The organism is Nonomuraea sp. NPDC049624 (assembly GCF_040675255.1).
GTDB lineage: Bacteria > Actinomycetota > Actinomycetes > Streptosporangiales > Streptosporangiaceae > Nonomuraea.
In genome coordinates this window covers 260901-278850 of sequence record NZ_JBFAOR010000001.1, presented here as the reverse complement: position 1 = coordinate 278850, position 17950 = coordinate 260901, and the positions used below count along the sequence as shown (strand labels likewise).

The window sequence follows — 17950 nt, the reverse complement described above, 5'->3', positions numbered from 1 at the left end:
TGAAAGGCGCTGTCTTCCCCTCCTGCTGTGGTGCAGGTCGGAGTTCTTCGGAGGGGGGCGCCGAGGGGCTGTCGGGGACGTCCTCGGTGCGGTCAACCTGCCATGAGGTGATCGGTCGAACCGGTGAGGGCCGGTCGGGCGTAGTGGGCGCGGGACAGGTGTACGCCGGTGGCGCGGGAGGCGAGGGCCAGAGCGCCGGGGACGGGGTCCGCGCCGCATCCGTCGACGTCCTCGTACAGGCCCAGTTCGCGGACATCGGCGAGCAGCCGGTCGGGATCGTCGCCCTCCCGGTAGCGGTAGCCGTACAGGCCGAACGTGGTGATCAGGCGGTCGTTCACCTCGTAGGTGAAGTCCGAGTCCTCGACATTGGCGAACACCGTGGCCACGGCCGTTCCCAGGGACAACGGCTCGGCCAGGTTGCTGACGTACTTGGTGGCCCATCCCGTGTCGGCGAGGACGGTTCCGCCCCGAGCGGCGTAGGCGGCGACGTTGAAGTCGCCGCGCGTGCCCGGGGTGACCTTGATCCGCCGCAGGGCGTCGGCGGGGGACAGGTCGCGGACGAACGTGATGCACAAGGCGGTGGTGCCGACACCGTCGGTCCACCGGTCGCTCAACCAGGCGTAGTCTGCCGAGGTCGCCCTGCCCATGTGCACTCCTTGATCGTTTCGGGTGGCCGCCAGCCTAGACCGGACCGCCGATCCGCCGCTCGATCTGTCCTACCGGCATCCGCTACGCCAACCGATGACAGTGATTCGCAAGGACGTCCCGGTGCAATATGGGTCATCTCGTCGGGCTCGAACGGAGATGTCGGTGCATGGGGATATGAGGTGTCCGGGCTGCGGGGCGATGTGGTCCGGGACCGGGCTTCAGGAGCCGGTTTCCAGATGCCCGAGGTGTGCGCTGCCGCTGCAGGGCCCCGTCGCGCATGAGCTCTGGCAGGTGGATCAGGCTCTCGCCAGGCTGGGGGACCAGCTCGCCGGGCTGCAGGCCCGCCGTACGGAACTGCTCGGCGCCCTACGCGCCGAAACGGCGAGCGCGGGTGCGGGGGCGGCGGCCAAACTTGGGAATGCGGGCCCCGGCGCGCCGGGGGCGGAGGTCCCCACGGGCCCCGGCGCGCCGAGCGCGGAGGTCTCCACCGGCGCCGCCAAGAATGTCCTGCTCATCCTCGGTGGACTGCTGCTGACGGTGGCGGCGGCGGTGTTCACCGTGGTGAGCTGGGGCCGGCTGGGCATTGGCGGGCGAGCGGCCGTGCTGGCCGCGTTCACCGCGCTGGTGATGCTGGCGCCGGTCGTGCTGATCCGGCGCAGGCTCACCGCGACGGCCGAGACCATGGCCGGGTTCGCGGTCGCGTTGTTGCTGCTCGACGGCTATGCCGCCAGGCAGGTGGGGCTCCTCGGGGTGGACTCCCTCGACGCGTGGCAGTACACGGCGGGCGTGTTCGGGCTCACCGCGCTGATCCTGGTGGCCTATGCCCGGGTCACCCGGCTTCGCGGCCCTGCTCCCGTGGCCGTCGTGCTGGCGCAGTCAGTCCTGCCGCTGCTGGTCGGTGACTGGTCGGTGACCTGGCTGGTGGCCGCGCTGGTGGCCACGGCGGCGCTGGACGTCGTCCTGGTCCGCCACGGGCGGGGAGCGGTGCGGGCGACGGCCGCCTCGACCGGCAGCGGGGTCGCCGTCCTCGCGCTGCTGAGCGGCGTGCCGTACGCGCTGGGATCTCCTTCCGTCGGTCAGGCGCTGGTCAGGTCGGTGCCGCTGGTCGCCCTGGTGCTGCTCGGCGCATGGGTGACCTGGCTGCTGGCCAGGCGGGGTGACGCCGAGAGGGAGATCTGGGGCGCCGCGGTCGCCGTCGGGACCACGCTCACGCTGATCGCCGTGCCGGCGGCGCTGGCGCAACCGGTGCTGGACGGTCCGGGCATGGACTGGCGTCCCCTGGCCTACCTCGTCCCGGCGCTCGGGGTGGCGCTCGCCGCCTACCGGCTGCCCTGGCGGCGGGTACGGGCGACGGTCATGGGCACCGGCGGGCTGGTGGCGCTGCTGACCACGCTGACGGTGCTGCCCCGGCTCGTGGTCACGCTGGCGGCGCCGTTCGCCTGGCTGGACGTGTTGTGGACGGGCGTCTGGAACGGGCGGGAGTGGCCGCCGTTCGACATGGCGTCGCCCGTGGACGTGGTGGTCCTCGCCGTGCCGGCGACCGTCCTCCTGGCGGCAGCCGTGCGAGGCGCCGGCGGATGGCGGCCGATGAAGGCGACAGCGGCCGGGCGCGGGTCGACGGCGGTGACCGGGCGCGGCCCCGGGGGCTGGTGGGTGCGGGCGGCGGCGGCCGGGGCGCTGCTGGCCGGGGTGCTCGCGATCGCGGTCGTCCCCCAGGCATTCGGGCTGTCGTACCCGGTCGCGACGGCGGTGCAGGCGGCGCTGGCCGTCGCGCTCGCGGTGGCCGCCGCCCGAGGCCGGACGCCCTGGTGGGCGGTGGCCTGCGCGCTCGTCGCCGCCCCCGCCTCGGTACGGGCGGCGGCGTACGCGTTCGGCAGCGAGCCGGCGACGCTGATCGTACTGCCGATCCTGGCGGCGGCGGCCGTCGCGGTGGCGCTGTCGGCCGGGCTGAAGGAGCTCCGGCTCTGGGGAGTCGGCTTCGCCGCCCTGTTCCTCGGTCTGGAGGCGGTGGCGGCGGGCTTCTCGCTGGGAGCGCGTGTCCTGGTCGCGGGGAGCATGGGGTTCGCCGTGGCCGGGGTGCTGGTGCTGCTCATGTCGCTGTGGGCGGGCCCGGCGGGCCGGAGCGGTGGGAACGGCCTCAGGTACGCCGGCGCCGTCCTGCTGCTGATGGCGTCGTGGCTGCGGCTGGGGGCGGACGACGTCACCGTCGTCGAGGCGTACACCGTGCCGTGCTCGCTGGTGCTGCTGGGATCCGGCTGGTGGCGGCGGCGCGGCGCGCCGGTCTCGTCGTGGGCCGCCTACGGGGCGGGTCTCTCCTTCACGATGCTGCCCAGCCTGGCCGCGGTGTATTCGGACACCGAATGGCGGCGGTCGCTGGCGCTCGGCGTGCTGGCGCTGGCGGTGCTGCTCGCCGGGGTCCGGTTCAAGCTCCAGGCGCCCGCGTCGATCGGAGCGGTCGTGGTCGCCGGGGTCGTGGTGCGGGAACTGGCCCCGTACGTGTCGGAGATGTTCCTCGTGGTGCCGCGCTGGGTGCCGATCGCCGCGGGCGGCCTGCTGCTCGTGGTGGTCGGGGCGACGTACGAGGCCCGCATGCGCGACCTGCGCCGGCTGCGCGACACCCTCGCGACGATGGGCTGAGACCGCGGGGGACGGCTGCGTCCTGTCGGATGTCAGCGGCCGTGTCAGGCCGGTGACGGCGCGGTATCAGAGCGGCCCGCGATGGTTGACCCATGAACGGTTCAGCGATGCGGCCCCAGGGCCGCGAGCCGGGCCCCCTACCGGAAGACCACCAGTCGCAGGAGAGCATCATGCAGCAGTTCACCACCCCCGCCCCCGTCCGCGTCGTCCTCGACATCCCCGCCGGACGCGTGCAGTTCGCTGCGGACGACCGGGCCGACACCACGGTCGAGGTCCGGCCCGCGAACGCCTCGAAGAGCCGTGACGTGCAGGCGGCTGAGCAGACCACCGTCGAGTACGCCGACGGCGTCCTGCGGATCGCGAGCGCGGCGAAGAACCAGTACCTCGGCCCGTCCGGGTCGATCGAGGTGACCGTCCAGCTGCCCGCCGGCTCCCGCGTCGAGGCCAAGGCGGCCAGCGCCGAGCTGCGGACCACCGGACGCCTCGGCGACGTCGCCTTCGACGGCGCGTACAGCCGGATCGAGATCGAGGAGGCCGCGAGCCTGCGCCTGACGGCGGTCGACGGCGACGTCGAGGTCGGCCGGCTGGGCGGGCCCGCGGAGATCAGCACCGCACGCGGGGACATCCGGGTCGCCGAGGCCGCGGGCGGCAAGGTCGTGCTCCGCACCCAGTCCGGCGACATCTCGATCACCGCGGCGAGCGGCGTCTCGGCGGCCCTGGACGCCGGCACCAGCCACGGCCGCGTCACCAACGCACTCAAGAACGACGGCACCGTCGAGCTCGACATCCACGCCACCACCTCCAACGGCGACATCACCGCCCGCAGCCTGTGACCCGCGGCTTCCGACCGGAGGGCGGGCCAACCCGCCGCACCCGCCCTCAGGAGGAGCCCGCAGGTCAGAGAGCTCATGCGGCGGGACTGTGAAACGGTCGGCCCAGCCTGCGCAGGTTCGGGACCTTGCGCCGGCCGCCGGTTTCAACAGCAGGTCAGAGGCCCTTTGGGGCCTCTTCTGCGTTGCGGGGGCCGGGCTCAGGAGTCGCGTCGCAGCGAGGACAGGCCCCACAGTTCGGCGATCCGGCCGTCGCGCACCCGGAACATCTCCAGCATGGTCGGTGGCTCCCGGCCGGGAATGCCCTGCACGCTCGTGCGGACGGCGACCGTGTCCCCCTCGACGACCAGGTCTTCGACGACCACCTGGACGTCGGGGAACGCCTCGTGGAACCGCCGCCACGCCTGGGAGACGCTGTCGGGGCCGGTCGTGCCCAGGGGGTGGCTGCGGAAGTCCGCCGCGAAGATCTCCGCCGTGGCGGCGTGGTCGCGGGCGTTGAAGGCGGCGTACATGCGGTGGGCCGCGGCCCGCGCGTCCCCGGTCATCGGTTCTCCTGTTCGGTCATGTTCGCGCGGACGCGGCGCAGGGCGTCCAGCACGAGGTCCCGCTGGTGCGGCGTGACGCCGCCGAGCAGCCGCTCCTGGTACGCCTGGTGCGAGCGGTCGAGATCGGCCGCGCATCGCTCGCCGGCGGGGGTGAGCGCGGACAGCGTGTAGCGGTTGTCCGCCGGGTCCAGGCGGCGGCTGATCAGCCCTTCGGCCTCGAACTCCTTGACCAGCCGGGTGACGCTCGCGCCGTCGATGCCGAGCGTTCGGCGCAGCTCGCTGTGGCTGGTCTCGCCGTCGCGCCGCAGGCGGATGAGCAGTTGGACCCGGTGGGGGCTCATGCCCACGTGCCGGGCGAACGCCTGCCGGAGCTCGGCGCAGGCGCCTCCCAGCTCACGGAAGAACGTGTCCTCAGCGGTCTCTTCGTGCACGATCTTTTTATATCGACAACTCTTGACGTTCTCAAGAGTCAGCGGAAGATCGTGCGGCACACCCGCGCCCGCAACCCCTCGAACCTGGCACACGGCGAGTGGTGCTGCCTGCGCCTTTTCGTGTGGTGCGGCTTCCGCGCCGGATGCTTCGCGGTGTGCCCGGCCGTGTGCTTGGCCGCGTGCCTGGTCGTGTGCTTGGCCGTGTGCTTGGTCGTGTGCCTGGTCGTGTGCCTGGACGTGTGCCTGGACGTGTGCTTCGCCGCGGCCTTCGGCGGCGTGGCCGGGTGGGGCGGTTGGGCGGCCGGTGGCCGGGAAAGCGCGGACGGGGCCGCCTGCGGGACGGCCGCCTTCACGACGCCCGCCGGCCCGCGTCCCAGTGCTTCCTCCTGTAGCCCGCGGCTGACCGTGAAGCCGACGAACACCCCCGTTCCGAGCGCGAGGGCGACCGCGACGACGACGAAGACGTGGCTGAAACGCCTCCGAGGGGCGAGCGGCGACCCCCGGAAGAGCGCGGACGGCGGAAGAACGGCCCTGCCGCGTGCCGCGGACCGGGATGTGGCCGGACGGATGGGCACGGAAGATGGCAGGTCGTTCATGGTCGCCTCCGGGATCACGCTCAGACGTTTGCCGTCTGGTCCCGTATGACGCTCGGCGCAAGGAGTCCGGTTCGCCAGTTGACGGATCTTTGGGCAGGTCGGGCCCAGGTCCTGACGCTTCCGCGTGCCCGGCTCCGGAGGCAGGCGGGGCTAAACGCGCCCTGATGGGTCGGCTTGGATTCGTGCCCGCACACCAACTCCCTGTCCCGTTTTTCGCCAATTGGGTGCTTTGTCGGTTTTCCGGGTAGGTCAAGCCGCGGCGAGCAGGCGTCGGCGTGTTCGGGGTCTGTCCGCGCGCACCGGATCGCGCACTGGACTGCGCACCGATGCGGGTCGAGATGGTGAGCGAGCGGAAGGAGAGCTGACCATGTCGAGCAGATTGCAGATGGCCTTTGCCGTACTCGCCGGGTACTACCTCGGCAGGCGCCACAAGTTGCGCACGGCCGCGGCACTGGCGGCGGCCGGACTGGCGGGACGCGCCAGCTGCGGCCAGGGTGGCGCCGGTGGCCTGCTGGCGCAGGGCGTCAAGACACTCGGCTCCAATCCCGAGGTTCAGCGGATGACCGGCCGCCTTCGCGGCGAACTCATGGAAGTCGGCAAGGCGGCGGTGATCTCCGCGGCCACCAAGCAGATCGACTCCCTGACCCACAAGCTCCAGGAGCGTGGGGAGAAGTCCGGGACCGCGCAGGGAGAAGAAGCCGAGGCTCAACCCACGAAGCGCCAGGCGCCCGAGGACGAGGAAACCGACTACGACGAGGAGGACTACGACGAAGGCGATCGCTACCAGGAGGACGACGACGAAGCGGAACCCGAGGCGCCGGAGCGGACCGGACGGGGGACCGAGGGTCATGAGGGTCACAGAGGGCAGCGGCGGACACGTCCTGTCCGGCGGGTCGGCCAGTCACGGAGGTGAGTGCGATGGCTGATGCAGCGAGGAGGACGGCGACCGGAAGCGGCGGAGAAGCCCTGGGCAAGGCCGCCGGAACGGCCCGTCGAGCCGGCCAGGCCGCGACGGGCACGGTCGAGGACGTCACGGGAAAGGCAGGGGACGTCACGGGAAAGGCAGGCGACGTCACGGGAAAGGCAGGCGACGTCACCGGAAAGGCCGGGGACGTCACCGGCAAGGCAGGGGACGTGACCGGGAAGGTAGGGGACGTCGCGGGGAAGGCCGGTGAGGCCGGCCAGGGACTCGCCGACGGCCTGCCGATGGACCGGCTGGTGAAGTCCGCGCAGGGGCTCCTGCAGGCGGCGGGCACGCGAGTGCTGTCCTCCGCGGGAGACAAGCTCGAAGGACTGACCGGCCGGCTCTCCGATTACGTGGAACACGGCGGAAAGGGCTTGATCAGCGCGGTCACGGGCTCGGACAAGCCCGGCTTCATGAGCGGAGCGCTGAAGGGCGGCCTCACGGGAGGTCTGAAGGGAGGCATCAAGGGGGGCCTCAAGGGAGGCATCAAGGGCCTCTGGCAGAAGATCACCGGCCGTGGCGGCGGGAAAGCCGGCCACGCGAAGATCACCAACATCGTCGAGTCGATCGACGTCGGCGCGCCCCGGCGCCTGGTGTACGACCAGTGGACCCAGTTCCAGGACTTCCCGACGTTCATGAAGAAGGTCGAGACCATCAACCAGGAGTCCGACGAGGAGCTGTCCTGGAAGGCCCAGGTCTTCTGGTCGCACCGGACCTGGAAGGCACACATCATCGAGCAGATCCCCGACCAGCGGATCATCTGGCGGTCGGAGGGAGCGAAGGGGTATGTCGACGGAGCGGTGACCTTCCACGAGGTCTCGCCCGACCTGACCCGGGTCCTGGTCGTGCTGGAGTACCACCCGCAGGGCCTGTTCGAGCGCACCGGCAACCTGTGGCGCGCCCAGGGCCGACGCGTACGCCTGGAGCTCAAGCACTTCAGACGGCACGTGATGGCGCACCTGCTGCTGAAGCCCGACGAGCTGGAGGGCTGGCGCGGCGAGATCCGGGACAGCCAAGTCGTCAAGGATCACGAGACCGCCGTCCAGGAGGAGCGGGAGCAGCAGGAAGCCGAGGAGCAGCAGCCCGAGGAGGGCGAGCGGGCAGAAGCGGAAGAGCCCGAAGAGCGCGAAGAGGGCGAAGAGCCCGAGGAGGGCGAGCGGGCGGAAGCCGAGGAGCCCGAGGACGAGTACGAAGAGGAGGAGCCCGAGGAAGAAGAGGAGGAGCCCGAGGAAGAAGAGGAGGAGCCCGAGGAAGAAGAGGAGGAGCCCGAGGAAGAAGAGGAGGAGCCCGAGGAAGAAGAAGGGGAGTTCGAGGAGGAAGAGGGAGAGTTCGAGGAGCCCGAAGAGGAAGAAGAAGGAGAAGAGGGGGAAGAGGAGGAAGAGGAGCCCGAGGAGCGTCCCGCGGCTCCGCCCGTGGCACGGCGTAGCGCCGGAGCGCCCACCCGCCGGTCCGCCGAGCAGGACCGCCCGGTACGCCGGCGCCGGATCCGAGCCGAGTAGCCACTCGTCAGGGCCTGTCGCCGAGGGCCCGGCCACCCAGAACCAGGGGGAACGACATGACCGTTCAGCCTGCCGGTCGCGGTACACCGGCCAGCAGCGGCACCGCGGGGACAAGTCTGGCGGACGTCATCGACACCATCCTCGACAAGGGCCTCGTCATCGACGCCTTCGTCCGGGTCTCGCTCGTCGGCATCGAGGTGCTGACGATCGACACCAGGATCGTCGTGGCCAGCGTGGACACGTACCTGCGCTTCGCGGAGGCGGCCAACCGCCTCGACCTGTCGGCCACCGAGAAGGGCCTGCCGGAGGTCGTCGAGGGCGTGACGGCGGCCAGGGCCGTCGGCCAGGCGAGCCAGCCTGACGCCGGGGAACTGGAGGCCGCCTCCGACGAGCCCGACGAGTTGCAGGAGCTCACGGGGGAGGTCGTGGACCGCGAGGAAGAGCCGCGCCGGGCACGTCGTAGAGAGGATGGCTGAGATGTCGCCACGCAGAGAGGCCGCGGAGGCCGCCGGGTCCGAGGACACGTCGCAGGCGAGCATGAACGGCTACGCGTCCTACGTCTACGGGATCGTACCGATGGACGTCGAGGTGGAACCCGGGACCGAGGGGGTGGGGGACCCCGGCGGGGAGGTGCGGCTGGTGTCGTTCGGCCAGATCGCCGCTCTGGTGAGCGACGTCGAGCCGGACCGCCCGCTCGGCCGCCCGCGCGACCTCCAGACGCACCAGCGGCTGCTCGACCAGACCGCGGCGGAGGTGCCGGTGCTGCCGTTCCGGTTCGGGGCGGTGCTGACGGACTCCGAGGCCGTGGTGGAGGAGCTGCTGAAGCCGTACCACGACCAGTTCGCCGACGCCCTTCAGGAGGTGGAGGGCCGGACGCAGTACGTCGTCAACGGCCGGTACGACGAGCGCGCGATCCTGAGCGAGATCCTGCGGGAGAACGGCGAGGCCGCGAGCCTCCGGCAGCAGATCGCCGGCCGCTCGGAGGACGCGACGCGCAACGAGCGCATGCGGCTCGGCGAGATCATCGAGGGCACCATCGCGGACAAGCGCGAGGCCGACACCGCGACGGTGGTGGACGAGCTCTCCGACCTGTGCGAACAGCTGGCCGTGCGCGAGCCCTCCCACGAACGCGACGCCGCGCACGTCGCCGCGCTGGTGGCGCACGACCGCCGGGAGGAGTTCGAACAGGCGGTGGACGAGCTGGCCCGCCGCTGGTCGGGACGGGTCGAGCTGCGGCTGCTCGGGCCGATGGCGCCGTACGACTTCGTCGGCACGAGCTGACCGCGCCGGCCACGGACGCGGGCTCCTGGGAGGAGTGAACACCCTTGGGACTGGGGACGTTGCTTTTTGGCTGGCCACTCATGCCGCTCTACGCGGTCGTCAAGCTCGGCGAGCTCATGCGCGACCAGGTCGAGCGCGAGCTGCACGACCCGGCCGTGGTCCGGCGCCGCCTGGAGGAGGTGGAGCAGGCCAGGGCCGACGGCCGGATCTCCGCGGAGGAGGAGGACCGGGCGGTGGAGGAGATCTTGCGGGGGATGGTCGGCTGGTGAGGCGCTAGCGGGGGGCCGCACCAGGGGAGTACGGGGGTGATGTGGTGCCTGCCAGGCAGGAGACCGAACAGAATCGCGTGCCGGGGACAAGGCGTGCGGAAACCGGCGGCGAGGGGCCGCCTCCTGCGCGTCCGGCGGACATGCCGGCCGCCGAGGTGGCCGGGGTCGGGTTGCGGATGATGACCGAGCTGACCGGCAAGGAGGCCGAGAGCGTCACGCGGGTCGAGCCGGCCGAGGACGGCTGGCTGGTCGGCGTGGAGCTGGTGGAGGACCGCCGGATCCCGTCCTCCGGTGACACCCTGGCCCTGTACGAGCTCGAGCTCGACATGGCGGGCGGCCTGCTGTCCTACCGGCGGGTGCGCCGTTACAAGCGGGGCAGTGGCGACCTCGCCGAGGGCTCGCGGTGAGCGCGAACGTACGGCCGAGCCCGTACGTGCCCGGGGCGTCGTACCAGCCGGCCTCCGGCGGCCGCGAGTCGGCCAACCTCGGCGACATCCTGGAACGGGTGCTCGACCGGGGTGTGGTGATCGCCGGCGACATCCAGGTGAACCTGCTCGACATCGAGCTGCTGACGATCAAACTGCGTCTGCTCATCGCCTCGGTCGACACGGCCCGCGAGATGGGCATCGACTGGTGGGAGCACGACCCGTGGCTCACCGGCGACACCCAGGAGCTGGCGAAGGAGAACCGCAAGCTGCGCCGCCGTCTCGCGGCCCTTGAGGAGATGGTGTCCGCCCGGGTGGTGGAAGGCGGCGCCACGACCGGGCATGCGCCCGGCCACGTGCCTGAGGTGGTCGAGCGTGGCCACTGACCAGGGCGTCTACCTCTACGCGGTCACCCGCGACGAGGGCGAGGGACCAGGCGATGTGGCGGGGGTGGCGGGGGCGCCCGTGCGCCAACTGGCGCACCGGGGGCTGGCCGCGTTCTTCAGCACGGTCTCGCTGGCGGAGTTCGGCGAGGAGGCGCTGCGCCGCTCGATGGAGGACCTCGCCTGGCTGGAGGAGACCGCGCGCAGCCACCACCGGGTGGTGGAGGCCGTCGCCGCCCTCAGGCCCACGGCGCCGGTGCGGCTGGTCACCGTCTACACGGGAGAGGCGCAGGTTCGGGAGCTTCTCGACGAGCGGCACGAACAGTTCGACGCGGTGCTGGCGCGGGTGGCCGGTCGGCGGGAGTGGGGCGTCAAGGCGTACGCCGTTCCCGGACGGGAGGAGCCCGTGACCGACCAGCAGGGCGCGAGCCCGGGGGCGGCCTACCTGAACCGCCGCCGGGCCGCCCTGCGCAGCCGGGAGGCCGACTGGCGCCGGGCCGCCGAGCACGCCCGTGCCGTGCACGAGGCGCTGATGGACATCGCCGTCGTCGGCAGATGCCACCGGGCCCAGGACCCGCAGCTGTCCGGACGGCGGGAGCAGATGGTCCTCAACGGTGCCTACCTGGTGGACGACGAACGCGCCGCCGAGTTCGCGCAGGCGGTCGAGGACGTCGCCGGGCGAGAAGTCGCCGTGGAACTCGTCGGCCCGTGGGCGCCCTACTCCTTCGCCGCCCTCGACCAGGACGGTGAGGCGGCCCGCGGTGACGCCTCCTGAGCCGAGAGGAGGCCGGCTCGCCGCCCAGGGCCGCCTGCCCGAGCAGCGGGTGGCGCTCGTCGACCTGCTGGACCGCCTGCTGGCGGGCGGGGCGGTGGTGACCGGCGACCTCGTGCTGTCGATCTCCGGCATCGACCTGGTACGGATCTCCCTGAGGGCCCTGCTGGTCAGCGTGCGCGAGGGCGACGCGGTCGAGGGAGGGATGCGACATGACGATCCCGACTGACCGGCGGGCGGCCAGGCCCGGCGAGTGGCGGCTGGAGACGGACGCCGACTCGGTGCAGCACGACCTGAGCCGCCTCGTGCTGACGCTGGTCGAGCTGATCCGCCAGCTGGTGGAGCGCCAGTGCGTCCGGCGGATGGACAACGGCGACCTGACCGGGGAGCAGCTGGAGGCGGTGGGGCTGACCCTCATGCGGCTGGAGGAGGCCATGGCCGAGTTGTGCGACCGGTTCGGGCTGACGCCCGCCGATCTCAACCTCGACCTCGGCCCCCTCGGCACCCTGCTCCCGGCGGACTGACCCCTCGCTACGCGGCCCGTCAGTTCACGCGGCCCGTCAGTTCACGCGGCCCGTTCATTCACGCGGTCCGTCAGTTCACGCGGCCCGTTCGTTCACGCGGGCCGTTCGTTCACGCGGGCCGTTCGTTCATGCGGCCGAGCGCATCGTGAGCCGGGCGGGCAGGGCGGTGGCCGCCAGAGCCAGCACGGCCGCCGCCCCGACCACCGCCGCGTACGTCCCCACCGGCACGTACGGCACCGCCGACCCGGTCATGCCCGCCCCGAACGCGGCCAGCGTCACCAGCGCCGCCCCGGTGCCGAGCACGACGGCGGTGGCCACCGCGCCCAGCGTCTCCAGCCGCAGCATGAGCAGCACCTGCCGGCGCGTCGTGCCGGCCAGGCGCAGCGCGCGCATCTCACCCGAGCGGGCCGAGGTGGCCATGGCCAGCGTGTTGACCACGGCGATCGCGGTGAAGGCGATGATCAGGCCCAGCGCCACGAACGTGGCCTGCGGGTTCGACGCGCTCACCTCGGCGGCCCGCGCCCGGTCCAGCACCGACGCCCCGGGCAGCGCCCCGGCCAGCGCGTCCACGGTCAACCCGGGCGCCTTGACCAGCAGGGACGCCGCGGGGTCGTCCACGTGGCCGGCCACCAGGTCGTACGGCAAGGTCAGGTCGCCGAAGCCGAGCCCGCGGGTGTACACCGCGCTGACCGTCACGGTCGCGGGGGTGCCGTCGCCCAGCGTCAGCTTCAGCGGGTCGCCCACGCCGACGCCCAGCCGCTCGGCGGCGGTCGAGCTGACGGCCACGTCCTTCATCGAGCCGGCGTCCTTCATCGAGCCGGCGACGATGCCCAGGTCCATCGTGCGGTCGTCGTAGGTGACCGCCTGCGCGCCGTACTTGTCCAGCCCGGAACGGACGGTCGTGCGCAGCACCCGGCTGACGGCCTCGACGCCGGGAACCCTGGCCGCCTCGGCGGCGGAGACGCCGGTCACGACGTACTCGGCGCGGGTGCCCGCGTCGGCCTGCTCCTGCGCGGCGTGGCCCATCGTGGTCTGGACGAAGAGGATCGTGCAGGTCATCGCGATCATCAGGGTCAGCGGCGACAACACCGAGGCCAGCGACCCCGAGTTGGCGCGCAGGTTGCGCGCGGCCAGGAAGCCGCCCACCCGCGAGGCCCGCAGCGGGACCGACAACACCGCCGCGGCCACCCGCGCGACCACCGGGCCGAGCAGCGTCAGCGCGATCGTCCAGACCAGCGCGGTCAGCATCGTCACGGGCGTGGCCGCCGCCTCGGTACGCAGGTTCGACAGGACCACCGTCAGCGTCACCGCACCGGCCAGGGCGACCGGCCCGGCCACCAGCCGCCACCGGGCCACCCTGCCGCTGTCCAGGACCGCCTCGCCCAGCGCCTCCACCGGCCGGATCCTGGTCAGCCGGCGGGCCGACACGCGGGCCGCCACCCAGGCGGCGCCGACCGTGGCCAGCAGCGCGGCCAGCGGCGGGAACGGGCTGACCACCAGGCCGAGGTTCGCGGGGACCGTCCCGAGCGCGACGAACTGGGCGCGCAGCCAGAACCCGACGCCGATGCCCGCCGCCGCGCCCAGCACCCCGGCCACCCCGGCGACCAGCAGCGCCTCGCCGCCCACCAGCTTGCGCACCTGCCGGGGGGTGGCCGCCACGGCGCGCAGCAGGGCCAGCTCGCGCTGCCGCTGCTGGATGGACAGCGCGAACGTGCCCACCACGACCAGGATCGCGACCAGCAGCGACGTGCCGGCCAGCGCGCCGCCCATGCTGATCAGCTTGACGCGGGCCTGCTCGGCGTCCAGGAACTCCAGCCTGCCGCGCTCGTCCCCCGTGTAGACCACCGCGCCCTCGGGGGCCCGGTCCAGGCCGGGGAACACGCCGACCGCGCTCACCCTGCCCGGGTGACCGGCCAGGCGGCGGGCCTCGGCGGTGCTGAAGAACACGGTGTCCTGGCTCGGCAGCGCCTGCGCGGTGACGCCCACCACGCGGTGTCCGCGCAGCTCGGCGCCCACGTCCAGGCCGGCGCGCGCGTCGACGACGACCTCGCCCGCCGATCTCGGCTCGCGTCCCTTGGCGATGGTGAACGGGGTGAGCGCGGCCGACTCCCAGCCGTGGCCGGTGAAGCCGCCGAAGGGGAACGTCACCTCGGGGACCACCTTGCCGGCCCGGATCGCCGCCACGACGGACTCGGGCAGCCAGGCGCGTTCCGTCAGGGGCTTGGCCTTGGTCTTCGTCTCGCCGTCGCCCTTGTCGACGGTCTGGCGCACGTACTGGTCGGCGGCCACGATCGCGGGGGCGCCGGCGTACCGCTCGGGGGCGACGCCGCCGCGCAGGCCGGTCTCCAGCAACATCAGGCACGCGCACACCAGGGCGGCGGCGCACAGCAGCGCGAGGAACGCGCCGGCGAACGCGGCCTTCCTGTGCCGCAACATCCTCGACGCCAAGGTGATCATCGTGTCCACGCTCCCAGCCTGGTCATGCGCTCGGCCACCTTGTCGGCGGTCGGCGCGGTCATCGCGTCCACGATCCGGCCGTCGGCCAGGAACAGCACGGTGTCGGCGTACGAGGCGGCCACCGGGTCGTGCGTCACCATCACCACCGTCTGGCCCAGGCCGTCCACCACCTCGCGCAGCAGCCGCAGCACGTCGCGGGCGGTCATCGTGTCCAGGGCGCCCGTCGGCTCGTCGCCGAACACCACCTCCGGCCTGGTGACCAGCGCCCTGGCGATGGCCACCCGCTGCTGCTGGCCGCCCGAGAGCTGCGCCGGCCGGTGCCCGGTCCGGCCCTCCAGGCCGACCCGGCGCAGGATCTCCGCCAGCCAGTCGCGGTCCACGCGGGCCTTGGCCAGGCGGAGGGGGAGTGTGATGTTCTCGACGACGTCCAGCGCCGGGATCAGGTTGAACGCCTGGAACACGAACCCGATCCGCTGCCTGCGCAGCTCGGTCAGGCCGGTCTCGTCCATGCCCGACAGTTCCGTGCCGCCGAGCCGCACCGAGCCGGACGACGGCACGTCCAGCCCGGCCGCGCAGTGCAGGAACGTGCTCTTGCCCGACCCCGAGGGGCCCATCACCGCGGTGAACGACCCTTGCGGGATGCCCACCGACACCTCACGCAGGGCCGCCACCGCGCCCTGGCCCTTGCCGTACACCTTGCTCACGGCGTCCAACCGCACCACGTCCGTCATGGCTACAAGCCTGCTGGCCTGTGCGTACGCGGACCAGAGACGCGATCACCGATCGCTCATGACGTCCTCATGATCCGGACATCTGACCACATATCCCCTGCGCGGCATGGGCGGCTGCCAACGAGAAGGGCGACCCCCAGGTCGTCCTGGGGATCGCCCTTCAGCGGGACCGCCGGCTCATCTGCCGGTCGGCACTCCCGGCTGCTCGGCGGACGTCCGCGGCCGCGGGACCCGGTTGTCACGCAGGTACTCGACCTCGGTACGCAGGTTCGCCAGCAGCTTGGCCGCGATGTCCTGGCTGAAGCCGTTGCGGATGACGAAGCGGATGACGGCGATGTGCTCCAGACTGGGCGGCAGGTAGTACGTCGGGGCCTGCCAGCCGTGCATCTTCAGCCGTTCGGCCAGGTCGAAGACGGTGAAGCCGTCGAAGCCCGGCGCGGTCCGGACGGCGAGCACCGGCAGTTCCGAGCCGTCGGCGATGAGCGAGAGCTCGGGCAGCTTGGCGATCTCGTCGCCGAGGTAGGTCGCCACGTCGCGGCAGGTCTGCTGGACGGCGCGGTAGCCGTCGAAGCCGAGCCGCAGGAAGTTGTAGTACTGGGCGACGACCGGCGCGCCGGAGCGGGAGAAGTTGAGCGTGAAGGTGTCGATGTTGCCGCCGAGCAGGTCGCAGGAGAGCACCAGGTCTTCGGGCAGCGCGTCGGGCTCCTGCCAGACGATCCAGCCGACGCCCGGGTACACCAGGCCGAACTTGTGCCCCGAGGTGTTGATCGACTGCACCCGGGGAAGCCGGAAGTCCCACACCCGGTCGGGCTCCAGGAACGGGGTGATGAAACCGCCCACGGCCGCGTCGACGTGCAGCGGGATCTTCAGGCCGCGCTCGGCCTCCAGCCGGTCGAGCTCGGCCGACATCTGCTCGATCGGGTCGTACTTGCCGCACTGCGTGGAGCCGAGCACGCCGACGACGCCGATGGTGTTCTCGTCGCAGAACTCCCTGAGCCGGGAGGCCGACAGCGTGTAGGCCGGCTCCTCGATCGGGATCCAGCGCGGCTCGACGTCCCAGTACTGGCAGAACTTCGGCCAGCAGGTGTGGACGGCGGTGCCCATCACGAGGTTGGGCCGGTCGACGGGCAGCCCGGCCGCCCGGCGCCGCTCGCGCCACTGGAACTTCATCGCCAGCGCGCCGAGCATGGCCGCCTCGCTGGAGCCGCCCGTGGAACAGCCGACGCTGACGCCGTTTGGATCGTTCCAGAGGTGGTCGAGCATGTTGACGCAGCGCGCCTCGATGTCGGCCGTCTGGGGGTACTGGTCGTGGTCGACGATGTTGCGGTCGAGGGTCTCGGCGATGAGCTCGCGGGCCTGCGGCTCCATCCAGGTGGTGCAGAACGTGGCAAGGTTGAGCCGGGCGTTGCCGTCGAGAAGGAGCTCGTCACGGATGAGAGCCTGGGCCGCAGTGGGGTTCATCGGGCCGGCCGGCATCTTGAAGCGGGGCACGCCGCCCTCGGGCACCAGCCCGTTGTAGAGGGGGTTGACATCGAGCGCTTCCTGCCACCGGTCGGATTCGACTCGTCTGAGCATGAGCTTCACCTTCTCGATGAGTTCTGTGATGTCGAGCACTCACAGTAGGCAAGCTTTTACTGTCAGTCAACGCCTGTTTTACCGAGAGCGAGGAGCGCCGGTGTTCGTGCGGTTCCAGAGCCCCACCCCGAACGGCCGCGGGACGTACCCGGGCGTGTTCGGGCTGGTCAACAACCTCGCCGAACAGGGTCTCCTCTCGGATGAGGAGGAGGCCTTCAGGCGCGAGAACAACGCCTGGTACGAGGCCAACTTCACCGACCCGACGACCGTGGATCCCGACGTCTACCGGCGTGACGTCAACCCGGCGGCGGCGGCGTGGTTCAAGGCGTCGGCCGGTCGGCTCGTCGAGCGGGTGCCGGGGTATCTGGCGATCCTCGCGGCGCACGATGTGGAGTGTGTACGCCTCGAATCGGCGGATCCCGGAAGGATCATCTACGAAGACGACGATCAGGTGGTCGTCGTGCCTTGGGTGAGCGGCTAGGGCGACTTTCGAGGGCATGGCGGCGTGCGGCATGGTCTGGGCGGCCCGATCGGGGCTTATGACGGGGTGCGCCTGGATCTCACCCGGCTGACCGACCCGCCGATGCACGCCCTGCGGGACCGGGTCGACGTGCGCACAGCCAAGACCGACCAGCGCCCGGCCGACGTGCTGCTGATCCGTCCGGACGCGCACGTCGCCTGGGCGGCCGGCCCGGACGAACCGGCCGCGCCCGCGCTGCCGCGAGGCGCTGTCCACCTGGTTCGGCGCCCCCTGAGGCAGAGAGGGTAGGAAACGACGTCTGGGGTCAGGGGCGGTGGGCGTGGAGGTGGAGGTCGCGCAGCAGGCAGACCTCCGACAGATGATGGATGAGCTCGCGGTTGACGTGCAGGACCAGGTCGGCCATCGGGGCCTCAGGGAAGGGCTCCCCGTCGCCCATGGGGGCTCGCAGGCCGGCCTCGCCGAGGTCCCGCACGCCCGCCAGCCACCGCTCGGCCTGCGTGTCGAGCTGGTCGAGCGCCGCGGCCGCGCCGCCGGCGTACTCCCAGGTCTCGTACGAGGCCGGCGGCGCCCCGAAGTGCAGGGCGTTGCGGACGGCCAGCACGCCGACGATGACGTGGCCGAGCCGCCAGGCGATCGTGGTGAAGGGCGGCGGCACCGGCTGGGGGAAGGCGAAGTCGATCGTGTGGCCGCCCGCGCCGGCCTGCACGGGCGCCGTGGAGGTGCCGCGCGGCCGTACGCTCCAGGCGTCCGGCACCGGTGACCAGAAGTACTCCTCGTCGGTCAGGCCGTCGAGTCGGGCCCGGAGCTGGTGGTCCCAGTGGAACTCCCACTGCCCGCGCAACGTGCGGTTCCAGTCGAGTGTGTGTGCGTCCATGGAGACACGATCACCCGCCGGGCGGACA

The 17950-nt window shown here is 72.1% G+C and carries 21 protein-coding genes and 1 pseudogene; 14 read left to right on the top strand and 8 right to left on the bottom strand.

The features are described 5' to 3' along the window. Positions 1-92 precede the first annotated feature (92 nt). Positions 93-647, bottom strand: a complete 555-nt coding sequence (locus AB0J76_RS01605) for a DUF6461 domain-containing protein (RefSeq protein ID WP_352327281.1) — start codon at positions 645-647, stop codon at positions 93-95. A 292-nt stretch (positions 648-939) separates the two neighbouring features. On the opposite strand from AB0J76_RS01605, the gene AB0J76_RS01600 reads away from it, so the two are divergent. Both AB0J76_RS01600 and AB0J76_RS01595 read left to right on the top strand, forming a co-directional pair. Continuing rightward, positions 940-3285, top strand: a complete 2346-nt coding sequence (locus tag AB0J76_RS01600) for a hypothetical protein (protein WP_364388418.1) — start codon at positions 940-942, stop codon at positions 3283-3285. Positions 3286-3455: 170 nt separating this feature from the next. Further along, positions 3456-4118, top strand: coding sequence for a DUF4097 family beta strand repeat-containing protein (locus tag AB0J76_RS01595; RefSeq protein ID WP_352321039.1), 663 nt, complete (start codon positions 3456-3458; stop codon positions 4116-4118). Between the two features lie 197 nt (positions 4119-4315). Here AB0J76_RS01595 and AB0J76_RS01590 read toward each other — a convergent pair whose 3' ends face one another. Genes AB0J76_RS01590 through AB0J76_RS01580 form a run of 3 tightly spaced genes read right to left on the bottom strand, consistent with a single transcriptional unit; the run spans position 4316 to position 5687 of the window. Further along, the gene (locus AB0J76_RS01590; protein ID WP_352320930.1) at positions 4316-4660 is read right to left on the bottom strand and encodes a nuclear transport factor 2 family protein; all 345 of its coding nucleotides are present in this window, start codon (positions 4658-4660) and stop codon (positions 4316-4318) included. Beyond that, positions 4657-5091 carry a MarR family winged helix-turn-helix transcriptional regulator gene (locus tag AB0J76_RS01585; RefSeq protein ID WP_352320932.1) on the bottom strand — a complete coding sequence of 145 codons (435 nt, stop codon included), beginning with the start codon at positions 5089-5091 and terminating at the stop codon, positions 4657-4659. The genes AB0J76_RS01590 and AB0J76_RS01585 overlap by 4 nt, the downstream gene beginning before the upstream one ends. Before the next feature lie 38 nt (positions 5092-5129). Beyond that, entirely contained in the window at positions 5130-5687 is a 558-nt protein-coding gene (locus AB0J76_RS01580; RefSeq protein ID WP_364388414.1) for a hypothetical protein, read from the bottom strand. A 367-nt stretch (positions 5688-6054) separates the two neighbouring features. Between AB0J76_RS01580 and AB0J76_RS01575 the strand changes: the two genes are divergently transcribed. From AB0J76_RS01575 to AB0J76_RS01530, 10 genes and pseudogenes are all read left to right on the top strand, one after another. Beyond that, positions 6055-6600, top strand: coding sequence for a hypothetical protein (locus tag AB0J76_RS01575; RefSeq protein WP_352320935.1), 546 nt, complete (start codon positions 6055-6057; stop codon positions 6598-6600). Positions 6601-6605: 5 nt separating this feature from the next. Then, positions 6606-8150, top strand: a complete 1545-nt coding sequence (locus tag AB0J76_RS01570) for an SRPBCC family protein (RefSeq protein WP_352321040.1) — start codon at positions 6606-6608, stop codon at positions 8148-8150. A 56-nt stretch (positions 8151-8206) separates the two neighbouring features. Beyond that, a pseudogene (gene gvpJ / locus AB0J76_RS01565) lies at positions 8207-8413 on the top strand (gas vesicle protein GvpJ); the annotation flags it as partial. Positions 8414-8627: 214 nt separating this feature from the next. Beyond that, on the top strand, positions 8628-9431 hold the full coding sequence (locus AB0J76_RS01560; RefSeq protein WP_352320937.1) for a GvpL/GvpF family gas vesicle protein: 804 nt from the start codon (positions 8628-8630) through the stop codon (positions 9429-9431). A gap of 80 nt (positions 9432-9511) precedes the next feature. Continuing rightward, entirely contained in the window at positions 9512-9700 is a 189-nt protein-coding gene (locus AB0J76_RS01555) for a gas vesicle protein GvpG (protein ID WP_352320939.1), read from the top strand. A 140-nt stretch (positions 9701-9840) separates the two neighbouring features. Continuing rightward, positions 9841-10107 carry a gas vesicle protein GvpO gene (gene gvpO / locus AB0J76_RS01550; protein WP_352320941.1) on the top strand — a complete coding sequence of 89 codons (267 nt, stop codon included), beginning with the start codon at positions 9841-9843 and terminating at the stop codon, positions 10105-10107. Positions 10108-10133: 26 nt separating this feature from the next. Beyond that, on the top strand, positions 10134-10511 hold the full coding sequence (gene gvpJ / locus AB0J76_RS01545) for a gas vesicle protein GvpJ (protein WP_352321042.1): 378 nt from the start codon (positions 10134-10136) through the stop codon (positions 10509-10511). Further along, positions 10501-11283, top strand: a complete 783-nt coding sequence (locus tag AB0J76_RS01540; protein ID WP_352320943.1) for a GvpL/GvpF family gas vesicle protein — start codon at positions 10501-10503, stop codon at positions 11281-11283. Before gvpJ (AB0J76_RS01545) ends, AB0J76_RS01540 begins: the two co-directional genes overlap by 11 nt. Continuing rightward, on the top strand, positions 11270-11509 hold the full coding sequence (locus tag AB0J76_RS01535; RefSeq protein WP_352320945.1) for a gas vesicle protein: 240 nt from the start codon (positions 11270-11272) through the stop codon (positions 11507-11509). Before AB0J76_RS01540 ends, AB0J76_RS01535 begins: the two co-directional genes overlap by 14 nt. Further along, positions 11493-11804 carry a gas vesicle protein K gene (locus AB0J76_RS01530; RefSeq protein ID WP_352320947.1) on the top strand — a complete coding sequence of 104 codons (312 nt, stop codon included), beginning with the start codon at positions 11493-11495 and terminating at the stop codon, positions 11802-11804. Before AB0J76_RS01535 ends, AB0J76_RS01530 begins: the two co-directional genes overlap by 17 nt. Positions 11805-11930: 126 nt before the next feature. Here the strand turns inward: AB0J76_RS01530 and AB0J76_RS01525 are convergent, their stop codons facing one another. The 3 genes from AB0J76_RS01525 to AB0J76_RS01515 form a co-directional block, all read right to left on the bottom strand. Next, positions 11931-14261, bottom strand: a complete 2331-nt coding sequence (locus AB0J76_RS01525) for an FtsX-like permease family protein (RefSeq protein WP_352321044.1) — start codon at positions 14259-14261, stop codon at positions 11931-11933. Further along, positions 14258-14992 carry an ABC transporter ATP-binding protein gene (locus AB0J76_RS01520; protein WP_352320949.1) on the bottom strand — a complete coding sequence of 245 codons (735 nt, stop codon included), beginning with the start codon at positions 14990-14992 and terminating at the stop codon, positions 14258-14260. The genes AB0J76_RS01525 and AB0J76_RS01520 overlap by 4 nt, the downstream gene beginning before the upstream one ends. A gap of 177 nt (positions 14993-15169) precedes the next feature. Further along, the gene (locus AB0J76_RS01515; protein ID WP_352320951.1) at positions 15170-16567 is read right to left on the bottom strand and encodes a glutamate decarboxylase; all 1398 of its coding nucleotides are present in this window, start codon (positions 16565-16567) and stop codon (positions 15170-15172) included. A gap of 100 nt (positions 16568-16667) precedes the next feature. Here AB0J76_RS01515 and AB0J76_RS01510 point away from each other — a divergent pair, with 100 nt between their 5' ends. Both AB0J76_RS01510 and AB0J76_RS01505 read left to right on the top strand, forming a co-directional pair. Next, the gene (locus AB0J76_RS01510; protein ID WP_352320953.1) at positions 16668-17048 is read left to right on the top strand and encodes a hypothetical protein; all 381 of its coding nucleotides are present in this window, start codon (positions 16668-16670) and stop codon (positions 17046-17048) included. Positions 17049-17072: 24 nt separating this feature from the next. Next, on the top strand, positions 17073-17336 hold the full coding sequence (locus AB0J76_RS01505; RefSeq protein WP_352320955.1) for a hypothetical protein: 264 nt from the start codon (positions 17073-17075) through the stop codon (positions 17334-17336). A gap of 16 nt (positions 17337-17352) precedes the next feature. On the opposite strand, the gene AB0J76_RS01500 is transcribed toward AB0J76_RS01505, so the two are convergent. Beyond that, on the bottom strand, positions 17353-17922 hold the full coding sequence (locus AB0J76_RS01500) for a DinB family protein (RefSeq protein WP_352320957.1): 570 nt from the start codon (positions 17920-17922) through the stop codon (positions 17353-17355). Between the last annotated feature and the right edge of the window lie 28 nt (positions 17923-17950).